General features: G+C 52.7%; 18 protein-coding genes and 1 riboswitch. Of the genes, 10 read left to right on the top strand and 8 right to left on the bottom strand.

The genetic code is table 11. The annotated features are described in order from the left end of the window. Positions 1-47 precede the first annotated feature (47 nt). The 4 genes from rplJ to rpoC all read left to right on the top strand — a co-directional run bounded on the left by rplJ (position 48) and on the right by rpoC (position 9,650). Positions 48-545 carry a 50S ribosomal protein L10 gene (rplJ, locus tag J9880_RS06160; RefSeq protein WP_013577411.1) on the top strand — a complete coding sequence of 166 codons (498 nt, stop codon included), beginning with the start codon at positions 48-50 and terminating at the stop codon, positions 543-545. Positions 546-611: 66 nt separating this feature from the next. Then, complete coding sequence (gene rplL, locus J9880_RS06155; protein WP_013577410.1) at positions 612-977, top strand: 50S ribosomal protein L7/L12; 366 nt, start codon at positions 612-614, stop codon at positions 975-977. A 332-nt stretch (positions 978-1,309) separates the two neighbouring features. Then, a complete protein-coding gene (rpoB, locus tag J9880_RS06150) occupies positions 1,310-5,338 on the top strand; it encodes a DNA-directed RNA polymerase subunit beta (RefSeq protein WP_095924285.1) in 4,029 nt (1,342 codons plus the stop codon). 91 nt (positions 5,339-5,429) lie between these two features. Beyond that, the gene (gene rpoC / locus J9880_RS06145; RefSeq protein ID WP_095924286.1) at positions 5,430-9,650 is read left to right on the top strand and encodes a DNA-directed RNA polymerase subunit beta'; all 4,221 of its coding nucleotides are present in this window, start codon (positions 5,430-5,432) and stop codon (positions 9,648-9,650) included. 232 nt (positions 9,651-9,882) lie between these two features. On the opposite strand, the gene thiH is transcribed toward rpoC, so the two are convergent. The 7 genes from thiH to rsd form a co-directional block, all read right to left on the bottom strand. After that, positions 9,883-11,061 (bottom strand): 2-iminoacetate synthase ThiH, encoded by a 1,179-nt coding sequence (gene thiH / locus J9880_RS06140; protein WP_232770220.1) that lies wholly within the window; start codon positions 11,059-11,061, stop codon positions 9,883-9,885. Continuing rightward, complete coding sequence (locus tag J9880_RS06135) at positions 11,058-11,837, bottom strand: thiazole synthase (RefSeq protein ID WP_232770219.1); 780 nt, start codon at positions 11,835-11,837, stop codon at positions 11,058-11,060. Before J9880_RS06135 ends, thiH begins: the two co-directional genes overlap by 4 nt. Position 11,838: 1 nt before the next feature. Beyond that, positions 11,839-12,039: a sulfur carrier protein ThiS gene (thiS, locus tag J9880_RS06130; RefSeq protein ID WP_119823105.1), complete on the bottom strand. Its 201-nt coding sequence runs from the start codon at positions 12,037-12,039 to the stop codon at positions 11,839-11,841. Continuing rightward, positions 12,036-12,785: a HesA/MoeB/ThiF family protein gene (locus J9880_RS06125; protein ID WP_232770218.1), complete on the bottom strand. Its 750-nt coding sequence runs from the start codon at positions 12,783-12,785 to the stop codon at positions 12,036-12,038. The genes thiS and J9880_RS06125 overlap by 4 nt, the downstream gene beginning before the upstream one ends. Then, entirely contained in the window at positions 12,778-13,431 is a 654-nt protein-coding gene (gene thiE / locus J9880_RS06120; protein WP_232770217.1) for a thiamine phosphate synthase, read from the bottom strand. The genes J9880_RS06125 and thiE overlap by 8 nt, the downstream gene beginning before the upstream one ends. Then, positions 13,428-15,380: a phosphomethylpyrimidine synthase ThiC gene (gene thiC / locus J9880_RS06115; RefSeq protein ID WP_232770216.1), complete on the bottom strand. Its 1,953-nt coding sequence runs from the start codon at positions 15,378-15,380 to the stop codon at positions 13,428-13,430. Before thiC ends, thiE begins: the two co-directional genes overlap by 4 nt. A 112-nt stretch (positions 15,381-15,492) precedes the next feature. Continuing rightward, positions 15,493-15,619: riboswitch (TPP riboswitch) on the bottom strand. A gap of 73 nt (positions 15,620-15,692) precedes the next feature. Continuing rightward, entirely contained in the window at positions 15,693-16,208 is a 516-nt protein-coding gene (gene rsd, locus J9880_RS06110) for a sigma D regulator (protein ID WP_095924293.1), read from the bottom strand. A 105-nt stretch (positions 16,209-16,313) separates the two neighbouring features. Between rsd and nudC the strand changes: the two genes are divergently transcribed. From nudC to J9880_RS06080, 6 genes are all read left to right on the top strand, one after another. Further along, entirely contained in the window at positions 16,314-17,099 is a 786-nt protein-coding gene (gene nudC / locus J9880_RS06105) for an NAD(+) diphosphatase (protein WP_119823099.1), read from the top strand. A gap of 71 nt (positions 17,100-17,170) precedes the next feature. Then, positions 17,171-18,235, top strand: coding sequence for a uroporphyrinogen decarboxylase (hemE, locus tag J9880_RS06100; protein WP_119823097.1), 1,065 nt, complete (start codon positions 17,171-17,173; stop codon positions 18,233-18,235). Between the two features lie 9 nt (positions 18,236-18,244). Then, positions 18,245-18,925 (top strand): deoxyribonuclease V, encoded by a 681-nt coding sequence (gene nfi, locus J9880_RS06095; protein ID WP_095924296.1) that lies wholly within the window; start codon positions 18,245-18,247, stop codon positions 18,923-18,925. A gap of 70 nt (positions 18,926-18,995) precedes the next feature. Continuing rightward, positions 18,996-19,586, top strand: a complete 591-nt coding sequence (locus J9880_RS06090) for a YjaG family protein (RefSeq protein WP_095924297.1) — start codon at positions 18,996-18,998, stop codon at positions 19,584-19,586. A gap of 190 nt (positions 19,587-19,776) precedes the next feature. After that, entirely contained in the window at positions 19,777-20,049 is a 273-nt protein-coding gene (gene hupA, locus J9880_RS06085) for a nucleoid-associated protein HU-alpha (RefSeq protein WP_013577396.1), read from the top strand. A gap of 18 nt (positions 20,050-20,067) precedes the next feature. Then, entirely contained in the window at positions 20,068-20,754 is a 687-nt protein-coding gene (locus tag J9880_RS06080) for a DUF1481 domain-containing protein (RefSeq protein ID WP_232770444.1), read from the top strand. 65 nt (positions 20,755-20,819) lie between these two features. Here the strand turns inward: J9880_RS06080 and purD are convergent, their stop codons facing one another. After that, a complete protein-coding gene (gene purD / locus J9880_RS06075; protein WP_095924298.1) occupies positions 20,820-22,109 on the bottom strand; it encodes a phosphoribosylamine--glycine ligase in 1,290 nt (429 codons plus the stop codon). Positions 22,110-22,134 lie beyond the last annotated feature (25 nt).

The following is a 22,134-nucleotide window of genomic DNA, read 5'->3' as shown; positions in this document are numbered from 1 at the left end:
GTGAGTTCCGGGGATTTTCCCCGGCTAAATCCAGGAGCAAAAAGCTAATGGCATTAAATCTTCAAGACAAACAAGCGATTGTTGCTGAAGTCATCGAAGTAGCCAAAGGCGCGCTGTCTGCGGTTGTTGCGGATTCCCGTGGCGTAACTGTAGATAAAATGACTGAACTGCGTAAAGCAGGTCGTGAAGCTGGCGTTTACATGCGTGTTGTTCGTAACACCTTGATGCGTCGCGTCGTAGAAGGTACTCAGTTTGAGTGCCTGAAAGACACGTTTGTCGGTCCAACCTTGATTGCATTCTCTACTGAACACCCAGGCGCTGCTGCCCGTCTGTTCAAAGATTTCGCTAAAGCGAATGCAAAATTTGAGGTTAAAGCTGCGGCCTTTGAAGGTGAGTTTATCTCTGCGGCTCAAATCGACCGCTTGGCAACTCTGCCTACTTACGAAGAAGCAATCGCACGCCTGATGGCAACCATGAAAGAAGCCTCTGCAGGCAAATTGGTTCGCACTCTGGCTGCTGTACGCGATCAGAAAGAAGCTGCTTAATCAGCCTTTTTTATCTCGTTCATTTGCTTACGTATACACTATTTCTGAATTCTAGGAACACTTGAAATGTCAATCACTAAAGAACAAATCATTGAAGGCGTTGCAGCTCTGTCTGTAATGGAAATCGTTGAACTGATCTCCGCTATGGAAGAGAAATTCGGCGTTTCTGCTGCTGCTGCTGTTGCAGGTCCTGCTGCTGCTGCTGAAGCTGTTGAAGAAAAAACTGAGTTCGACGTTGTTCTGGCCGCTGTAGGCGCGAACAAAGTTGCAGTTATCAAAGCTGTTCGCACCGCGACTGGCCTGGGTCTGAAAGAAGCTAAAGACCTGGTTGAGTCTGCTCCAGCAGCTCTGAAAGAAGGCATCAGCAAAGACGACGCTGAAGCTCTGAAAAAATCTCTGGAAGAAGCTGGTGCTTCTGTTGAAGTTAAGTAAGTTTAACTTCCCGGAGTGCAGTCTGTCCTAACAGACTGATGGCTGGTGACTTTTTAGTCACCAGCCTTTTTGCGCTATAGAGTGTCAGTGGTGTTTCACACTGTTTGAGCACTGAACTACTCTAATATCTCTTTCTATAGACGCCTTAATATATTGCTGCCCCTTGCTGTAGCTCATCTACAGATAACGCACAACGAAATGATTTAAGAGTGGTAGAAAACAGATATTGCGGAAAGCGTTCCTGCTTTCCGGTCGACATAAACGGTGTTGCATGAACTGTCCTTCTCAGGGCAGACAAGATTGGGTCACTGATCAGCGAGCTGAGGAACCCTATGGTTTACTCCTATACCGAGAAAAAACGCATTCGTAAGGATTTTGGTAAACGTCCACAAGTTCTGGACATTCCATATCTCCTTTCTATCCAGCTTGACTCGTTCCAGAAGTTTATCGAGCAAGATCCGGAAGGCCAGTACGGTCTGGAAGCTGCATTCCGTTCTGTATTCCCTATCAAGAGCTACAGCGGTAACTCTGAGCTGCAATACGTTAGCTACCGTCTTGGTGAGCCTGTATTCGACGTTAAAGAATGCCAGATCCGTGGTGTGACGTTCTCCGCGCCACTGCGCGTGAAACTGCGTCTGGTAATCTACGAGCGCGAAGCACCAGAAGGTACGGTCAAAGACATCAAGGAACAAGAAGTCTATATGGGCGAAATTCCGCTCATGACCGAAAATGGTACCTTTGTGATTAACGGTACTGAGAGGGTTATCGTATCTCAGCTGCACCGTAGTCCGGGCGTATTCTTCGACAGCGATAAGGGTAAAACCCACTCCTCGGGTAAAGTGCTTTATAACGCACGTATCATCCCTTACCGCGGTTCATGGTTGGATTTCGAGTTTGACCCGAAAGACAACCTGTTTGTACGTATTGACCGTCGCCGTAAATTGCCTGCGACCATCATTCTGCGTGCATTAAATTACACGACTGAACAGATCCTTGACCTGTTCTTTGACAAGGTGACTTACCAGATCCGCGACAACAAGTTGCAGATGGAACTGGTACCTGAGCGCCTGCGCGGTGAAACAGCTTCCTTTGATATTGAAGCTGACGGCAAAGTCTATGTAGAAAAAGGCCGCCGCATCACTGCCCGTCATATTCGTCAGCTTGAAAAAGACGAGATTCAGCGCATCGAAGTTCCTGTTGAGTACATCGCAGGGAAAGTGGTCTCTAAAGACTACATCGACACCAATACCGGTGAGCTGATCGTCCCGGCTAACATGGAATTGTCTCTGGATCTGCTGGCGAAACTGAGCCAGTCCGGTCACAAAACCATTGAAACGCTGTTCACCAACGACCTCGATCATGGCGCGTACATGTCCGAGACCATTCGCGTCGACCCAACCAGCGATCGCCTGAGCGCACTGGTTGAGATCTACCGAATGATGCGTCCTGGTGAGCCACCAACGCGTGAAGCGGCTGAAAGCCTGTTCGAGAACCTGTTCTTCTCTGAAGATCGTTACGACCTCTCTGCTGTAGGTCGTATGAAGTTCAACCGTTCTCTGCTGCGTGATGAAATCGAAGGTTCAGGTATCCTGAGCAAAGACGACATCATTCAGGTGATGAAAAAGCTGATCGGCATTCGTAACGGCCAGGGCGAAGTGGATGATATCGACCACTTGGGCAACCGTCGTATTCGTTCCGTTGGCGAAATGGCTGAAAACCAATTCCGTGTTGGTCTGGTTCGTGTTGAGCGTGCGGTTAAAGAGCGTCTCTCTCTGGGCGACCTCGACACATTGATGCCTCAGGATATGATCAACGCTAAGCCGATTTCGGCTGCGGTGAAAGAATTCTTCGGTTCAAGCCAGCTGTCACAATTTATGGACCAGAACAACCCGTTGTCTGAGATTACGCACAAACGTCGTATCTCTGCATTGGGCCCGGGCGGTTTGACCCGTGAACGTGCTGGCTTTGAAGTTCGAGACGTACACCCGACTCACTACGGTCGCGTATGTCCAATCGAAACGCCAGAAGGTCCAAACATCGGTCTGATCAACTCCTTGTCTGTCTATGCACAGACCAATGAGTACGGTTTCCTGGAAACCCCATACCGTCGCGTACGTGATGGTCTGGTGACTGATGAAATCAACTATCTGTCTGCCATTGAAGAAGGCAACTTCGTTATCGCTCAGGCGAACTCCAACCTGGACGAAGAAGGGCGCTTCATTGAAGACCTGGTCACTTGTCGTAGCAAAGGCGAATCAAGCCTGTTTAGCCGCGATCAGGTTGACTACATGGACGTTTCCACCCAGCAAGTTGTATCCGTTGGTGCTTCACTGATTCCATTCCTGGAACACGATGACGCCAACCGTGCATTGATGGGTGCGAACATGCAACGTCAGGCAGTTCCGACTCTGCGCGCTGATAAGCCGCTGGTTGGTACTGGTATGGAACGTGCTGTAGCGGTTGACTCCGGTGTTACTGCCGTAGCCAAACGTGGCGGTATTGTTCAGTACGTGGATGCATCCCGTATCGTTATTCGTGTTAACGAAGAAGAGATGTACCCGGGCGAAGCAGGTATCGACATTTATAACCTGACCAAATACACCCGTTCTAACCAGAACACCTGCATCAACCAGATGCCGTGTGTGAATCTGGGCGAACCTATCGAGCGCGGCGACGTGCTGGCAGATGGTCCGTCAACAGATCTGGGCGAACTGGCTCTGGGTCAGAACATGCGTGTCGCGTTCATGCCTTGGAACGGTTACAACTTCGAAGACTCCATCTTGGTCTCCGAACGTGTTGTGCAGGAAGACCGCTTCACCACCATCCATATCCAGGAACTGGCATGTGTGTCCCGTGACACCAAGTTAGGGCCTGAAGAGATCACCGCTGACATCCCTAACGTGGGTGAAGCTGCGCTCTCCAAACTGGATGAATCCGGTATCGTTTATATCGGTGCTGAAGTGACCGGTGGTGACATTCTGGTTGGTAAGGTAACGCCTAAAGGTGAAACCCAGCTGACGCCAGAAGAGAAACTGCTGCGTGCGATCTTCGGTGAGAAAGCGTCTGATGTTAAAGACTCTTCTCTGCGTGTACCAAACGGCGTTTCCGGTACGGTTATCGACGTGCAAGTCTTCACCCGCGATGGCGTGGAAAAAGACAAGCGTGCGTTGGAAATCGAAGAAATGCAGCTGAAGCAGGCTAAGAAAGACCTGACTGAAGAGCTGCAGATCCTGGAAGCCGGTCTGTTTGCACGTATCCAGTCTGCGCTGGTTGCTGGCGGTGTTGAAGCTGACAAGCTGGGCAAATTGCCTCGCGATCGTTGGTTAGAACTGTCACTGACTGACGAAGACAAACAGAATCAGTTGGAACAGCTTGCTGAACAGTACGACGAACTGAAATCCGAGTTTGAGAAAAAACTCGAAGCTAAGCGTCGTAAAATCACTCAGGGCGATGATCTGGCACCAGGCGTGCTGAAAATCGTTAAAGTGTATTTGGCCGTTAAACGTCAAATCCAGCCTGGTGACAAGATGGCAGGCCGCCACGGTAACAAAGGTGTTATCTCCAAGATCAACCCGATCGAAGATATGCCTTACGATGAAAACGGAACACCTGTTGATATCGTACTGAACCCGCTGGGCGTTCCATCACGTATGAACATTGGTCAGATTTTGGAAACCCACCTGGGTATGGCCGCGAAAGGTATTGGTGAAAAAATCAATGCCATGCTGAAGAAACAGGAAGAAGTTTCTAAGCTGCGTGAGTTCATCCAGCGTGCCTATGATCTGGGCGACGACGTTTGTCAGAAAGTTGATCTGACCACCTTCACCGATGACGAAGTATTGCGTCTGGCTGAGAACCTGAAAAAAGGTATGCCAATCGCAACACCAGTCTTCGACGGTGCGAAAGAGTCAGAGATCAAGCAACTGCTTGAAATGGGTGGAATCCCTACCTCTGGTCAGATCACACTGTTTGACGGCCGTACCGGCGAGCAATTCGAGCGTCAGGTTACCGTCGGCTACATGTACATGCTGAAACTGAACCACCTTGTTGACGATAAGATGCACGCGCGTTCTACCGGTTCTTACAGCCTTGTTACTCAGCAGCCGCTGGGTGGTAAAGCTCAGTTCGGTGGTCAGCGCTTCGGTGAGATGGAAGTGTGGGCACTGGAAGCATACGGTGCCGCGTATACCCTGCAGGAAATGCTGACTGTTAAGTCCGATGACGTGAACGGCCGTACTAAGATGTATAAAAACATCGTAGATGGCGATCATCGTATGGAACCAGGCATGCCGGAGTCCTTCAACGTACTGTTGAAAGAAATCCGTTCTCTGGGTATCAACATCGAGCTGGAAGACGAGTAAGTACTCGAATTCGCACTGATCACAGGGGCACCTGCCTGTTAATCAATACAGACCAGGTGCCTAACAGGTCTAACCCGACGGGAGCCAATCCGTGAAAGACTTACTAAAGTTTCTGAAAGCGCAAACTAAGACCGAAGAGTTTGATGCGATCAAAATTGCTCTGGCATCGCCAGACATGATCCGTTCTTGGTCTTTTGGTGAAGTTAAGAAGCCAGAAACCATTAACTACCGTACGTTCAAACCAGAACGTGACGGCCTTTTCTGTGCCCGTATTTTCGGACCAGTAAAAGACTACGAATGCCTGTGCGGTAAGTACAAGCGTTTAAAACATCGCGGCGTGATCTGCGAGAAGTGCGGCGTTGAAGTGACCCAGACTAAAGTACGCCGTGAGCGTATGGGCCACATCGAACTGGCTTCCCCGACTGCACACATCTGGTTCCTGAAATCGCTGCCATCGCGCATCGGTTTGCTGCTGGATATGCCACTGCGTGACATCGAACGTGTTCTGTACTTCGAATCCTATGTGGTTATCGAAGGCGGCATGACTAACCTCGAAAAACGCCAGATCCTGACTGAAGAGCAGTATCTGGATGCGTTGGAAGAGTTTGGTGATGAGTTCGACGCGAAGATGGGTGCGGAAGCTATTCAGGCCCTGTTGAAAAACATGGATCTGGAAGCAGAGTGCGAGCAACTGCGTGAAGAGTTGAACGAAACCAACTCCGAAACCAAACGTAAGAAGCTGACCAAGCGTATCAAGCTGCTGGAAGCGTTCGTTCAGTCTGGTAACAAACCAGAGTGGATGATCCTGACTGTGCTGCCGGTACTGCCACCAGACTTGCGTCCATTGGTTCCGTTGGACGGCGGCCGTTTCGCAACGTCGGATCTGAACGATCTGTATCGTCGCGTGATCAACCGTAACAACCGTCTGAAACGCCTGCTGGATCTGGCTGCGCCAGACATCATCGTACGTAACGAAAAACGTATGCTGCAAGAAGCGGTAGATGCTTTGCTGGATAACGGCCGTCGCGGTCGTGCTATCACCGGCTCTAACAAGCGTCCGCTGAAATCTCTGGCAGACATGATTAAAGGTAAACAGGGTCGTTTCCGTCAGAACTTGCTGGGTAAACGTGTCGACTACTCTGGTCGTTCCGTTATCACCGTAGGTCCATACCTGCGTCTGCACCAGTGTGGTCTGCCGAAGAAAATGGCACTGGAACTGTTCAAACCGTTCATCTACGGCAAGCTGGAACTGCGTGGCCTGGCCACCACCATCAAAGCCGCGAAGAAAATGGTTGAGCGCGAAGAAGCTGTCGTTTGGGACATCCTGGACGAAGTTATCCGCGAACACCCGGTATTGCTGAACCGTGCACCAACCCTGCACCGTTTGGGTATCCAGGCGTTTGAACCGGTTCTGATCGAAGGTAAAGCAATCCAGCTGCACCCGCTGGTTTGTGCGGCATATAACGCCGACTTCGATGGTGACCAGATGGCTGTTCACGTACCGTTGACGCTGGAAGCCCAGCTGGAAGCGCGTGCGTTGATGATGTCTACCAACAACATCCTGTCACCTGCGAACGGCGAGCCAATCATCGTTCCTTCTCAGGACGTTGTATTGGGTCTGTACTACATGACCCGTGACTGTGTTAACGCCAAAGGCGAAGGCATGGTTCTGACCGGTCCTAAAGAAGCTGAGCGTATTTACCGCGCCGGTTTGGCCTCTCTGCATGCGCGTGTCAAAGTGCGTATTACAGAAGAGATCAAAAATACCGAAGGCGAAGTTACGCACAAGACGTCGATTATCGACACGACTGTTGGTCGCGCCATCCTTTGGATGATCGTACCTAAAGGTCTGCCGTTCTCTATCGTCAACCAGCCTCTGGGCAAAAAAGCTATCTCCAAAATGCTGAACACCTGTTACCGCATTTTGGGCCTGAAGCCGACCGTTATTTTTGCTGACCAGATCATGTACACCGGTTTTGCTTACGCAGCCCGTTCAGGCGCGTCAGTAGGTATCGATGACATGGTAATCCCTGCGAAGAAAGCAGAGATCATCGAAGAAGCAGAAACCGAAGTTGCTGAAATCCAGGAACAGTTCCAGTCTGGTCTGGTCACTGCTGGCGAACGCTATAACAAAGTGATCGACATCTGGGCTGCGGCCAACGAACGTGTTGCTAAGGCAATGATGGAAAACTTGTCTGTTGAAGACGTCGTCAACCGTGACGGTGTTGTTGAACAGCAGGTTTCATTCAACAGTATCTTTATGATGGCCGACTCCGGTGCGCGTGGTTCTGCTGCACAGATTCGTCAGCTGGCCGGTATGCGTGGCCTGATGGCGAAACCAGATGGTTCCATCATTGAAACGCCAATCACCGCGAACTTCCGTGAAGGTCTGAACGTACTCCAGTACTTCATCTCTACTCACGGTGCTCGTAAAGGTTTGGCGGATACCGCACTTAAAACGGCTAACTCCGGTTATCTGACCCGTCGTCTGGTTGACGTCGCGCAGGATCTGGTTGTGACCGAAGACGACTGTGGGACTCACGAAGGCATCATGATGACTCCGGTCATCGAAGGTGGCGACGTTAAAGAACCACTGCGTGAGCGTGTACTGGGTCGTGTGACTGCAGAAGATATCCTCAAGCCGGGTACGGCGGATATCCTGGTTCCACGTAACACCCTGCTTCACGAGAAGACGTGTGATCTGTTAGAAGAGAACTCAGTCGACAGCGTGAAAGTACGTTCAGTCGTAAGTTGCGAAACCGACTTTGGTGTGTGTGCAAACTGCTACGGTCGCGACCTGGCACGTGGTCACATCATCAACAAAGGTGAAGCGATCGGTGTTATTGCAGCACAGTCCATCGGTGAGCCGGGTACCCAGCTGACGATGCGTACGTTCCACATCGGTGGTGCGGCATCTCGTGCGGCAGCGGAATCCAGCATCCAGGTTAAGAACACTGGTACCATTAAACTGAGCAACCACAAGCACGTTAGCAACTCTAACGGCAAACTGGTGATCACTTCCCGTAACACTGAGCTGAAATTGATCGACGAATTCGGTCGTACCAAAGAAAGCTATAAAGTGCCTTACGGTTCCGTGATGGGCAAAGGTGATGGCGCATCTGTTAACGGCGGCGAAACCGTTGCTAACTGGGATCCGCACACCATGCCAGTTATCAGTGAAGTGAGTGGTTTCATTCGCTTTGCCGATATGGTGGATACTCAGACCATCACACGCCAGACCGACGACCTGACCGGTTTGTCTTCTCTGGTTGTTCTGGACTCTGCAGAGCGTACCGGTAGCGGTAAAGATCTGCGTCCGGCACTGAAAATCGTTGACGCTAAAGGCGACGACGTATTGATCCCAGGTACTGATATGCCTGCTCAATACTTCCTGCCAGGTAAAGCGATTGTTCAGCTGGAAGATGGTACTCAGATCCACTCTGGTGACACCCTGGCGCGTATTCCTCAGGAATCCGGCGGTACCAAGGACATCACTGGTGGTCTGCCACGCGTTGCTGACCTGTTCGAAGCACGTCGTCCGAAAGAGCCTGCAATCCTTGCTGAAATCAGCGGGATCATCTCCTTCGGTAAAGAAACCAAAGGCAAACGTCGTCTGGTAATTTCTCCGTTAGATGGCAGCGATGCTTACGAAGAAATGATCCCTAAATGGCGTCAGCTGAACGTGTTCGAAGGCGAAGTTGTGGAACGTGGTGACGTCGTATCCGACGGCCCTGAGTCTCCGCACGACATCTTGCGTTTACGTGGTGTTCACGCGGTTACCCGCTACATCACCAACGAAGTGCAGGAAGTTTACCGTCTGCAAGGCGTTAAGATTAACGATAAGCACATCGAAGTTATCGTTCGTCAGATGTTGCGTAAAGGCACCATCGTTAGCGCCGGTGGCACTGACTTCCTGGAAGGCGAGCAGGCAGAAATGTCTCGCGTTAAAATCGCTAACCGTAAGCTGGAAGCTGAAGGCAAAATCACGGCAACATTCAGCCGTGACCTGCTCGGTATCACCAAGGCATCCCTGGCGACCGAATCCTTCATCTCTGCTGCGTCGTTCCAGGAAACCACGCGTGTTCTTACCGAAGCGGCTGTTGCCGGTAAACGTGATGAACTGCGTGGCCTGAAAGAGAACGTTATCGTTGGCCGTCTGATCCCAGCCGGTACCGGTTACGCTTATCACCAGGATCGTGCACGCCGTAAAGCACAAGGCGAAGTGCCAGTTGTACCGCAAGTCAGCGCGGATGAAGCAACGGCTAACCTGGCTGAACTGCTGAACGCAGGTTTCGGTAACAGCGACGATTAATCGTCTTCTGTCGAAACGCATAGAACCGCTCCTCCGGGAGCGGTTTTTTTTTTGCCTGAAGTGTGCGAGTTGAAACGATCTGGAAAGAGGAGCCGGAACAGGGAACTGGACGATAACCTGTTCCGGCTATTTGGAAGCAGCACCGGGATGCGTGGCGCCGGCCATCTGCGAATGTGCAGCGGCAAAAGCACAGTAATGCCCGCTGCGTGCTGGCGCGAGGGGCAAAATCACTTTATGGAATCTGCATTCCTGAGAGTTTATCAGTTTGCCATCCGGCGACATTTTCCTGCGAGACGCGCCCCAAAAAACTGTCCCAGTCTTTCCAGACCGGTTGCAGCCCGGCGCGGGTTAACGCGTTTGCCACATGTTGAGGCGAACGCTTGTCGTGCGGCGCAAATTGCTCCAGTTCCGGATGATCATCGGCATAGCCGCCGGGCTGTGTTTTGGATCCGGCACTGACGGTGTTGATCGCCAGCGGAATAACGTGATCCCGAAAATAAGGCGATTCACGTGTCGACAGTGAAAGCTCGACATCCGGCGCCAGCATTCTGAAAGCGCAAATCAGTTGTACCAGCTGATTTTCTTCCAGCAGGGAAGCCGGTTCGATGCCGCCGGTGCAGGGACGTAATCTCGGAAACGCCACCGAATAGCGGCTTTGCCAGTAAGCTTGTTGCAGGTACAACAAATGCTCGGCCACCATATAACTGTCAGTCCGCCAGTTTCCTGAGAGGCCGAACAGCGCACCCAGCCCGATTTTATCGATTCCCGCACGCCCGAGCCGGTCCGGGGTTTCGAGCCGCCAGAAGAAATCCTGTTTCTGCCCGCGAAGATGATGCAAAGCATACGTCGGCGCATGATAGGTTTCCTGATAAACCAGCACGCCATCCAGCCCCAATGTTTTCAGCTCGGCATATTCTTCCTGTTGCAGCGGCTGAACCTCAATCATCAGCGAATCAAAATGACGTCTGATCGCCGGGAAGTGACGGCGAAAATAGTCCATGCCGACCTTTCCTTTGTGTTCGCCGGTGACCAGCAACAGATGTTTGAAGCCCAGCGTATTCAGCGCTTCGCACTCCCGCCTGATTTCATCCTCATCCAGCGTTTTACGTTTAATTTTGTTGCTCATCGAAAAGCCGCAATAGGTACATTCGTTGGCGCAAAGATTGGATAAATACAGCGGTGCGAAGAAATTCACCGTGTTGCCGAACCGCTGGCGCGTGAGTTGTTGCGCACGCTGCGCCATCGGTTCCAGATAAGGCAGCGCAGCCGGAGAAATCAGTGCCATGAAATCTTCCCGACTGATTTTGTTGCGGCTGAGCGCCTTTTCCACATCACGGGATGTTTTGCTATTGATGCGCAGGGAAATGTCATCCCAGTTCAGCGTTGACCAGACATCCGTAAAATTATTCATGACAACGCCTGCGAGGTATTAAGGAAACCGGTCAGCGGACTGGACGCGCTGGCGTGGCGTTGTCTGCCACCCAAACCGCTCTGGCGGGCGATAACCCCGGCCTGAACCGCCAGCCGGAACGCCGTGGCCATCGCGACCGGATCGCCCGCGACGGCAATCGCGGTGTTGACCAGCACGGCATCAGCACCCAGTTCCAGCGCCTCCGCAGCCTGACTCGGCGCACCAATACCGGCATCAACAACCACCGGAATGCGCGCCTGTTCGATGATAATGTGCAGAAACTCGCGGGTTTGCAGTCCCTGATTGGAGCCAATCGGCGCACCCAGCGGCATAACGGCGGCACAACCCGCTTCTTCAAGACGCTTACACAAAACCGGATCCGCGCTGCAATACGGCAAAACAACAAAACCCTGTTTCACCAGAATCTCTGCGGCTTTCAGCGTTTCGACGGCATCGGGAAGCAGATATTTTACATCCGGATGAATTTCCAGTTTTACCCAGTGGGTACCCAAAGCTTCTCTTGCCAGTTGTGCGGCGAACACTGCTTCTTCCGCCGTTTTTGCCCCCGATGTATTGGGCAGTAACCGCACGCCGAGCTGTTGCAGCGGGGAAAGAATGTCATCACCGCCGCGACGCAGATCGACGCGCTTCATCGCCATGGTCACCAGCTGAGAGCCGGATGCCGCCAGCGCCTGTTGCATCAGCGCAGGGCTGGAAAATTTCCCCGTTCCGGTAAAAAGGTGCGACGTAAATGTGGTATCAGCAATTTTTAACATGTCAGCCTCCGGCTATCGCCTGAAAAAGCAGGATCTCATCACCGTCTTCCAGCCAATGTGCAGCCCAGTGATCACGGGGGATAATGACCTGATTGACTGCCAGTGCGCTGCCCGCCGGATTCAGCGCCAGCAGATTGAGCAGGGCATGCAGCGTAATTGGCTCTGCGACGTGATGCGGTTCGTCATTAACCAGAATGTTCACGGATGGCCTCCGCAAACAGAACAGGCTGGAGAACGCGTGAGTTGCAACGATCGCCAGTTCTGTGTTTTGCCGTCGAACAGCCGCAACTTTCCGCTCAGTGTCGACGGTAATCCGGCCAGAATTTTCAGTGCTTCCAGCGCCTGAAGTGTGCCGAGGGTGCCGACGACCGGCCCGAGCACACCCGATGTGCGGCAGTTGCGCTGCACCGTTTCCTGATCCGGATACAGACAGGCATAACAACCGTGTACGTAGGGAGTTTCGAGTACCAGAAGCTGACCACTGAATCCGACGGCGCTGCCGCTGATCAAGGTTTTCCCCGCATCCACGCAGGCTTTATTGATCGCATGTCGGGTTTCCATGTTATCGCTGCAATCCAAAATAATATCGGCACCCGACACGGCTCCGGTTAACGCTTCCCCTGCCAGCCGTTCTGTCAGGGCTACGGCTTCACACAACGGGTTGAGGCGCAGCAGTTCGCGCTTTGCCAGCGTCGCTTTGTTCTGATCGAGGTCTGCCGTGCGATAGAGGATTTGTCGCTGAAGATTGGTGATATGCAGCTGATCGTCATCGGCCAGAACCAGCGTGCCGACGCCCGCCGCCGCCAGATATAACGCGGCGGGAGAACCCAGCCCGCCGAGTCCGACAATCAGCACTTTCGCCGCCTGTAACTTTTCCTGCGCCTGCGGGCCAAATTCCTCCAGCATCAGCTGGCGGCTGTAGCGCATAAAAGCCGCATCGTTAAGCATTTTCCTGCCCCTTGCTGGCGCATAAAGCCAGCAGTTCGGCGGTGGCAGCGCGCCAGTCCGTTGCCTGTGTAATGGCGCTGACGACGGCAATGCTGCCGACGCCGCAGTCGAGAACCGACAGCGCGCGTTCAATGCTGATCCCGCCGATAGCCACCGTCGGGAATTTCCCGTCGAGTTGCTTAATGTGTCGGGCCAGTTCTGTCAGCCCCTGCGGTGCCGAAGGCATATCTTTGGTCTGCGTCGGGAAGATATGGCCGAGGGCGATATACGAAGGATTGACGGCGACAGCGCGCGCCATTTCATCATCGTCGTGGGTGGACACGCCCAGTCGTAAACCGGCCTGACGGATTGCCTCAAGGTCGGCAGTATCCAGATCTTCCTGACCCAGATGCACGCCATAAGCCTGATGTTTTACTGCCAGACGCCAGTAATCGTTGATGAATAACCGCGCCTGATATTTCGCTCCCAGCGCGATGGCATCAATAATGGCCGGTTCGGCTTCCTCATCGGGTAAGTCTTTCACGCGCAGTTGTAAGGTTTTAACGCCCGCTTCCAGCAGGCGGGCGATCCATTCCACCGTATCAACCACCGGATATAAACCGAGGTGAAAAGGAACGGCGGGGAAGGGTTGCGATGACTGATTCATTTGTTGATCTCCGTGGCAGGATGATAAAGCTCGCTGCCGCGTGAACGGAATTCAGCTGACATCTGCGCCATACCGGATTCAACGAGTTCTATTGGCTGGGCTTTGGCTTCCAGCGCGGCGGCGTAATCGCGAACTTCCTGAGTAATTTTCATCGAACAGAATTTCGGGCCACACATTGAACAGAAGTGTGCGACTTTGCCGGATTCCTGCGGCAGCGTTTCATCGTGGTAGGCGCGGGCGGTGGCCGGATCAAGAGCCAGATTAAACTGGTCTTCCCAACGGAATTCGAACCGCGCTTTTGACATGGCGTTATCGCGGATTTGTGCCCCCGGATGGCCTTTGGCTAAATCGGCGGCATGGGCTGCGATTTTGTAGGTAATCAAACCCTGCTTAACGTCTTCTTTGTTCGGCAGGCCGAGATGCTCTTTTGGCGTGACATAACAGAGCATGGCGCAGCCAAACCAGCCAATCATCGCGGCACCGATGCCGGAAGTGAAATGGTCGTAACCCGGCGCAATATCGGTGGTCAACGGGCCGAGGGTATAGAACGGCGCTTCGTGGCAATGCTCGAGTTCTTCGGTCATATTGCGGCGGATCATCTGCATCGGCACATGCCCCGGCCCTTCGATCATCACCTGAACATCGTATTCCCAGGCAATTTTAGTCAGTTCGCCGAGCGTGCGTAATTCGGCGAACTGCGCTTCGTCATTGGCATCCTGAATCGAGCCAGGACGCAGGCCGTCGCCCAGGGACAGCGAGACATCGTAAGCGGCGCAGATTTCGCAGATTTCACGGAAATGCTCATACAGGAAACTTTCGCGATGATGAGAAAGACACCATTTCGCCATGATTGAACCGCCGCGCGACACAATGCCGGTCAGGCGTCTGGCGGTCATCGGTACGTAGCGCAGCAACACACCGGCGTGAATGGTGAAGTAATCGACGCCTTGCTCTGCCTGTTCCAGCAGCGTATCGCGGAACATTTCCCAGTTCAGGTCTTCGGCCACGCCATTCACTTTTTCCAGCGCCTGATAAATCGGTACTGTACCGATCGGCACCGGGCTGTTACGCAGGATCCATTCACGGGTTTCATGAATATAGCGGCCGGTGGAGAGATCCATTACCGTGTCCGCGCCCCAGCGCGTCGACCACACCAGTTTCTCAACTTCTTCTTCAATGGATGACGTCACCGCCGAGTTGCCGATATTGGCATTCACTTTCACCAGAAAATTGCGGCCAATGATCATCGGCTCTGATTCGGGGTGATTGATATTGGCAGGAATGATGGCGCGACCGGCGGCGACTTCCTGACGCACGAATTCCGCCGTAATGTTGGCGGGCAGATGCGCACCAAAACTTTCGCCGGGATGTTGCTGGCGCAAAACCTCGCCGCGGATCCGCTCATGTCCCATGTTCTCGCGGATGGCGATGAATTCCATTTCAGGCGTAATTATGCCTTTGCGTGCGTAATGCAACTGCGTGACATTTTTACCCGACATCGCTTTGCGCGGGCGTGGCAGGTGTTCGAAGCGGAGATGGTCCAGACCTTCATCCGCCAGACGCTGCTGGGTAAAGCCGGAGCTGACCTGCGGAAGTTCTTCCGTGTCCGCCCGCTCGTTGATCCATCGGGTGCGTAATTTTTCCAGACCGATGTGTACATCAATCACTGCCGACGGATCACCATAAGGCCCGGCGGTGTCATAGACGGGGATTGCTTCGTTATCTTCGAACTGCGGATTGTCTTTGCCGCCGCCGACCAGTGTCGGGCTGAGCTGGATTTCACGCATCGGCACGCCGATATCGTCGCGGTCAGCGTGCAGATAAATACGGCGGGAGTTTGGAAAGGCTTCGCCCTGCAGGCTGTCGATAAATGACTGAGCCTGCGCGCGTTGTTCGCGGCGGTTTGACGATTTCTTTTCTGAAGTAACGGGTTTTTGGGTACTCGACATAGCAAATTCCTCGCAAAAAAACGTGATGGAAAATTGCTTGTCTGGAGGTTTACGGCAGGAGTAAAAATGGGCGGTGAAGCACGGGCGGCCTGATGCCAGATTGTGCTGAACGCATAACATTACTCTTGTTCCCTTCGCGGGTACTAACCCGATCAGGTTCCGCGGATCCCGAATTAACGGTCTCAGCCTGGCGTAATTCTCAACAGAAAATTATGCGCTAGGCACTCCGACAAGAAGCCTCAATATAGGAGGCGTTTTTTTAAACTACAAGTAAAACTGTAACCCTGAGCAGGGTCTTAGGGTGGTAACACGTTAAGCCGGTCTGGCGAGATCAGGTTCATTCGCCGGAGGTAACGCACCCTCCGCGGGCGGCTCGAAGGCCATGATAATTAATTGATCTTCCAGCTGAAAACGGGCATCTAACGCTTCACCGATATCCGATAATGCATAATGAAACGCGAAAGCATTGTCATCATCAATATCAGTTTCTGTGTAACTGTCATGGAAAGCCATGATAGCTTCAGTATTCAGTTCCAGTGCAGGATAGATTTTTGCCGCCTTCACTTTCTTCGGGCTGTCGGCACCATCGACTTCTTCAATGATGCGTGGATAAAGATGAAAATGCCCGGCAGAAAGATAGTCGACAAGGTGATGGCAAAAACTGTCCAGCGCCTTTTCATTCAAAGGTGTATGTTTTTCTTTATTGGGTTTCAGGCCGACCAGTGTGCAGTAAGAAACCAGCAATTCTTTACGCGCGTGTAGCCACTGATCGACTAATTCATTACTGCCACCAACGCGTTGGGTCAGTCTTTCCAGACGATTTAGCATGGTTGACTCCGTGAGCAATAAAAAAAGTAACCGAAAAGAAACGTTACTAATATGTAAAGATCACTCTCAGATTGTCAGTCCCGACGAGGTTATGCAACAACAATTATGGAATTACAGATTACTGAGCAACACAACGGCTGGTGGGTCATCAGTCAGGAAGGCAAGCTGTGGCTGCCTGAGGGCGAACTGCCGTTTGGCAGCGCTGCACAATTTTCTCTGACCGGTAAGACAGCGCGTCAGATTGGCGAATGGCAGGGCGAACCGGTCTGGCTGGTTCGTCAGGCGATGCCAAACCATATGGTTTCCGCCCGTCAGTTGCTGGATCAGGATCGCGGATTATTCCAGCTGGTCGGCCGTGGTGTGCAGCTGTCAGAATTTTACCGTTCTCATCAGTTTTGTGGTTACTGCGGACATGAAATGCACGTCAGCAAAACTGAGTGGGCTGCGCTCTGCGGACACTGCCGCGAGCGCTATTACCCGCAAATTGCGCCCTGCATCATTGTGGCGATCCGCAAAGGCGATGAGATTTTGCTGGCGCAGCATGTCCGTCATCGTAATGGCATCCACACGGTGCTGGCGGGGTTCGTAGAAGTCGGCGAAACGCTGGAAGAAACCGTGGCACGCGAAGTGATGGAAGAAAGCAACATCCGCGTGAAGAATGTCCGTTATGTCAGTTCCCAGCCGTGGCCGTTCCCCAATTCGCTGATGATGGCGTTTATGGCTGATTACGACAGCGGCGAGATAGTGCATGATCCGAAAGAGTTGCTGAATGCGGGCTGGTACCGCTTTGACGCCTTGCCGCAATTGCCGCCGCCGGGGACGATTGCCCGGCGTCTGATTGAAGATACCGTTGCGCAGTGCCGCGCAGAAAGCGAAGACGACGACGTCTAGCGTCAGTTTTGCGTGATAGAATGCCGTCAGATGATTGTCGGGCAGCCCGAATATTGAAGGAAAGAGCAAGAATGAATGAGTTGAAAAACGACCGTTACCTGCGTGCTTTGTTACGTCAGCCTGTGGACATTACACCGGTGTGGATGATGCGTCAGGCAGGTCGTTATTTGCCGGAGTACAAAGAAACCCGCGCTGAAGCCGGTGATTTTATGTCACTGTGCAAAAATGCCGAGCTGGCTTGTGAAGTGACTTTACAGCCGCTTCGTCGCTATCCGCTGGATGCGGCGATCCTGTTCTCCGACATCCTGACCATTCCTGATGCAATGGGGCTGGGGTTGTATTTCGAAGCCGGTGAAGGCCCGCGTTTTTCTTCACCCCTGACTAACCGTGCTGATGTCGAAAAACTGCCGGTGCCTGATCCGGAAATGGAACTCGGGTATGTCATGAATGCCGTGCGCACTATCCGTAAAAACCTGAAAGGCGAAGTGCCGCTGATTGGTTTCTCCGGCAGCCCGTGGACGCTGGCAACTTATATGGTAGAAGGCGGCAGCAGTAAAGCCTTCACCAAAATCAAAAAGATGATGTACGCCGATCCGGCCACGTTACATCTGTTACTCGATAAAGTGGCAGACAGTGTCATTCTTTATCTTAACGCTCAGATCAAAGCGGGCGCCCAGTCGGTGATGATTTTTGACACCTGGGGCGGCGTGTTGACGCCTCGCGATTACCGCGAATTCTCCCTGAACTACATGCACAAAATCGTCGATGGCCTGATCCGTGAAAACGAAGGCCGCCGCGTGCCGGTGACTCTGTTTACCAAGGGTGGCGGTCAGTGGCTGGAAGCGATGGCCGCAACAGGCTGTGATGCGCTGGGTCTGGACTGGACCACCGACATTGCCGAGGCGCGTCGACGTGTCGGCGATAAGGTCGCGATTCAGGGCAATATGGATCCTTCCATGCTGTATGCCTCGCCGGTACGTATTGAGCAGGAAGTGGAAACCATTCTGGCCGGTTTCGGCAAAGGCAATGGTCATGTGTTTAACCTGGGTCACGGCATTCATCAGGATGTCCCGCCGGAAAACGCGGGTGCCTTCGTGGAAGCGGTACACAGCCTGTCCCGTCAATATCACGAGTAAAAAACCGGTATGATCGATACCCGTGCATTACGTGAAGAGCAACGGATCCTCGCAGATCAGATTGAACTGCAGGATCCACCTGGATTCACCACACCGGCGTTGATCGCTGGTGTGGATGTTGGCTTCGAACAGGGTGGCGAAGTGACGCGCGCGGCGGTGGCTGTTTTACGCTATCCGTCGCTGGAACTGGTGGAATACCAGATCGCCCGCATTCCTACCGTGATGCCGTATATTCCCGGTTTCCTTTCTTTCCGTGAGCTTCCCGCACTGTTACAAGCCTGGCAGCAGGTCTCTTCCCGTCCTGATCTGGTGCTGGTTGACGGGCAGGGGATCGCCCATCCACGTCGTCTCGGCGTCGCCAGTCATTTTGGTCTGATGATCGACGTACCGACCATTGGTGTGGCCAAAAGTCGCTTGTGTGGTCAGTTTCTGCCGCTGGGTGAAGAGCAATACAGTCAGCAGGCGTTGTATGAAGGCGATGAACAGATTGGTTGGGTCTGGCGCAGCAAGCTACGCTGTAATCCTCTCTTTATCTCTCCGGGCAATCGCATCAGCATGGAATCCGCCCTTTATTGGGTGGCGCAGTGCATGCGGCAATATCGTCTGCCTGAACCGACCCGTTGGGCCGATGCGGTGGCATCAAACCGGGCGGCGTTTCAACGCTGGCAACGGTTGAGTGATGATCTTTAGGAATCAAGGAATAGGGATATTGATTTATTTCAGGTAAACTCCCGCGCAGAAAAGTTAACGAGATCAACTCATGTTACGTAATCCAATTCATTTACGTCTCGAAAAGCTGGAAAGCTGGCAACACGTGACGTTTATGGCGAGCTTGTGTGAACGCATGTACCCGAACTATCAGGCATTTTGCCTGGAAACCGGGTTTGGCGAAGCACAGCTTTACCGCCGTATTCTGGATTTAATCTGGGAAACGCTGGTGGTAAAAGACGCCAAGGTCAATTTTGACTCACAGCTCGAAAAACTGGAGGAAGCAGTGCCTTCTTCCGACGATTACGACCTCTATGGGGTGTATCCGGCCATCGACGCCTGTATTGCATTAGGCGAACTGATTCATTCGCGTCTGAGTGGCGAAACGCTGTCTCATGCGATTGCCGTCAGCGAGACGTCAATTCGTACTGTCGCGATGCTGGAAATGACCCAGGCCGGTAAAGAAATGACCGATGAAGAACTTAAGGTCATTCCTGCTGTTGAAGAAGAATGGGACATCCAATGGGAGATTTTTCGCCTGTTGGCTGACTGTGAGGAGCGTGACCTGGAATTAATAAAAGGGTTACGTTCTGACCTGCGTGAAGCCGCTGTCAGTAACATTGGCATAAATTTAGCGCAATAAGGCGAGAAAACGTGATTTAACGCCTGATTTGTCGTGCCTTAAGGCTTCACATCCGCACCCTGTCTGGTCTACATTTGGGGGGCGTAAAAAAAGTGGCTATCGGTGCGTGTATGCAGGAGGGTGCTGTCAATCGGCATATCCGTCGCACTCGATGCTTTGCAAACGATAAACACACTGTAAAGGATAACTTATGAACAAGACTCAACTGATTGATGTAATTGCGGACAAAGCTGATCTTTCCAAAGCACAGGCCAAAGTTGCTCTTGAATCTACTCTGTCTGCTATTACCGAGTCTCTGAAAGAAGGTGATGCTGTACAATTGGTTGGTTTCGGGACTTTCAAGGTAAATCATCGTAACGAGCGTACTGGTCGTAACCCACAGACTGGTAAAGAAATCAAAATCGCAGCTGCAAACGTGCCTGCGTTCGTTTCTGGTAAAGCTCTGAAAGACGCTGTTAAGTAATTGCTTGCAGTGAAAAGAATAAGCGAAGGGGTCTTTAAGCCCCTTCAGTTTATCACCCCCAGACTGGTAGCAGGTTTACTGGTGCTCGGTCTGGTGGGTTGCAGTTCTAAAAACACTTCCGAATTATTCTTTGCCAGCGGCTATGTGGCCGATCAAGGCATCAACCGGATCTGGCGCGAAGACAGCGCACAGAACGAGCCTCAAACGATCCTCAACGTCTACAGCCCCTATTACGGCGGCGATACGATCATTACCCGATACGAATTCCAGCAGGGCCAACTGCATCTGGTCAAAGAAACCCATGCGACCAAAACAGATTTGGGCGTTATGTTGCGTTTCGACGAGCAGGGCCATGTCAGCTTTATGCAGCGACAACTGCCTGAGCGCCGCGAAAAATTGTCCTCAGATGACGTTGAGCGCTATAAATACGAAGCGTCAAAAGTCCTGGATTTGAGCAGTGCGCTGAAGGCGGGAAATGTCCGGTTGATTCAGGCCCGCTGGCATAAAGGAATTATCACCACCTGCGCGGGCGAACAGGTTACTCCGGAGCTGACCGTGCGTTCTCAGGTCTGGCTGGCGAAACGCGCAAGCCGCAGTAACGATAATCTGGGCCTGGCCTGGTTGACGGCACCGGAAGGCAATGAACTGTTGCTGGTCGCCAATGAAGACTTCTGTAAATGGGAACCGAAAGAGTCTGAGCTCTGATCCCGTTTTCGTAAAAGAAAAGGCACGCCGAAGCGTGCCTTTTTTGATCGTCAGGTGAGTCAGGGTTACTGATTGCGTTCGCGATCGATGGCACGGTAACCGATGTCTTTGCGACAAAAGCTGCCATCCCAGTGAATATCTTTCGCTAAATCATACGCACGGGCCTGAGCCGCTTCGACGGTTTTACCCAATGCGGTCACGCACAATACGCGTCCGCCATTCGTCACCACCCGCTCATCCTGCAGACGGGTACCCGCATGGAACACTTTCCCGTCCGGCACTTCTTCCAGCGGCAGACCATGGATAACGTCACCGTTTTTATAATCAGCAGGATAACCACCGGCGGCCAGCACCACGCCCAGTGAAGGACGCGGATCCCACTCGGAGGTTTTATCTGCAAGACGGCCTTCAGCACCGGCCAGACAAAGATCCACAAGATCCGAACGCAGACGCAACATGATCGGCTGAGTTTCCGGATCGCCGAAACGGCAGTTGAATTCGATCACTTTTGGCTGACCATCAGCGGAGATCATCAGACCCGCATACAGGAAGCCGGTGTATGTATTATTTTCCGCTGCCATCCCGCGCACAGTCGGCCAGATCACCTGATCCATCACGCGCTGATGGATTTCGTCAGTCACCACGGGCGCCGGGGAATACGCGCCCATACCGCCGGTATTCGGGCCGCTGTCGCCGTCACCTACGCGCTTGTGATCCTGACTGGTCGCCATCGGCAACACATTGGTGCCGTCGACCATGACGATGAAACTCGCTTCTTCGCCATCGAGGAATTCCTCAATAACGATACGATGGCCCGCATCGCCGAATGCATTTCCCGCCAGCATGTCGTGAACGGCATCTTCAGCTTCTTTCAGCGTCATTGCTACAATGACACCTTTGCCCGCCGCCAGACCGTCAGCTTTGATGACAATCGGCGCGCCTTTGCTACGCAGATAGGCCAGCGCCGGCTCGATCTCGGTGAAGTTCTGATAATCCGCGCTTGGAATGTTATGGCGGGCCAGGAAATCCTTGGTGAACGCTTTAGAGCCTTCAAGCTGCGCGGCTTCCTGTGTCGGTCCAAAAATCTTCAGGCCCGCTGCACGGAAAGCATCAACCACGCCAATCACCAGCGGAGCTTCAGGGCCAACAATGGTCAGGCCGATGTCATTACTTTTGGCGAAAGCCAGCAAACCGGCGATGTCAGTGGCGGCAATCTCAACGTTTTCCAGCAAGGGTTCCAGCGCGGTGCCCGCGTTGCCAGGCGCGACAAAGACTTTATCAGCCAGAGGTGACTGCGATGCCTTCCATGCCAGTGCATGTTCACGCCCGCCGTTACCGATAATTAAAATATTCATTCGAGGACTCCGGGTGAGCGGGCGC

Origin of the sequence: Rahnella victoriana (assembly GCF_021276285.1) — a bacterium.
Lineage (GTDB): Bacteria > Pseudomonadota > Gammaproteobacteria > Enterobacterales > Enterobacteriaceae > Rahnella > Rahnella victoriana.
This window is presented reverse-complemented; position numbering and strand designations above follow the sequence as displayed.

Excerpts from the sequence above, each read along its gene's own strand:
- J9880_RS06135 (WP_232770219.1), bottom strand. The coding sequence starts at position 11,837 with ATGTTAAAAATTGCTGATACCACATTTACGTCGCACCTTTTTACCGGA.
- rplJ (WP_013577411.1), top strand. The coding sequence starts at position 48 with ATGGCATTAAATCTTCAAGACAAACAAGCGATTGTTGCTGAAGTCATC.
- J9880_RS06125 (WP_232770218.1), bottom strand. The coding sequence starts at position 12,785 with ATGCTTAACGATGCGGCTTTTATGCGCTACAGCCGCCAGCTGATGCTG.
- purD (WP_095924298.1), bottom strand. The coding sequence starts at position 22,109 with ATGAATATTTTAATTATCGGTAACGGCGGGCGTGAACATGCACTGGCA.
- nudC (WP_119823099.1), top strand. The coding sequence starts at position 16,314 with ATGGAATTACAGATTACTGAGCAACACAACGGCTGGTGGGTCATCAGT.
- J9880_RS06090 (WP_095924297.1), top strand. The coding sequence starts at position 18,996 with ATGTTACGTAATCCAATTCATTTACGTCTCGAAAAGCTGGAAAGCTGG.
- rsd (WP_095924293.1), bottom strand. The coding sequence starts at position 16,208 with ATGCTAAATCGTCTGGAAAGACTGACCCAACGCGTTGGTGGCAGTAAT.
- hupA (WP_013577396.1), top strand. The coding sequence starts at position 19,777 with ATGAACAAGACTCAACTGATTGATGTAATTGCGGACAAAGCTGATCTT.
- thiH (WP_232770220.1), bottom strand. The coding sequence starts at position 11,061 with ATGAATAATTTTACGGATGTCTGGTCAACGCTGAACTGGGATGACATT.
- thiE (WP_232770217.1), bottom strand. The coding sequence starts at position 13,431 with ATGAATCAGTCATCGCAACCCTTCCCCGCCGTTCCTTTTCACCTCGGT.
- thiC (WP_232770216.1), bottom strand. The coding sequence starts at position 15,380 with ATGTCGAGTACCCAAAAACCCGTTACTTCAGAAAAGAAATCGTCAAAC.
- hemE (WP_119823097.1), top strand. The coding sequence starts at position 17,171 with ATGAATGAGTTGAAAAACGACCGTTACCTGCGTGCTTTGTTACGTCAG.
- nfi (WP_095924296.1), top strand. The coding sequence starts at position 18,245 with ATGATCGATACCCGTGCATTACGTGAAGAGCAACGGATCCTCGCAGAT.
- rpoB (WP_095924285.1), top strand. The coding sequence starts at position 1,310 with ATGGTTTACTCCTATACCGAGAAAAAACGCATTCGTAAGGATTTTGGT.
- rplL (WP_013577410.1), top strand. The coding sequence starts at position 612 with ATGTCAATCACTAAAGAACAAATCATTGAAGGCGTTGCAGCTCTGTCT.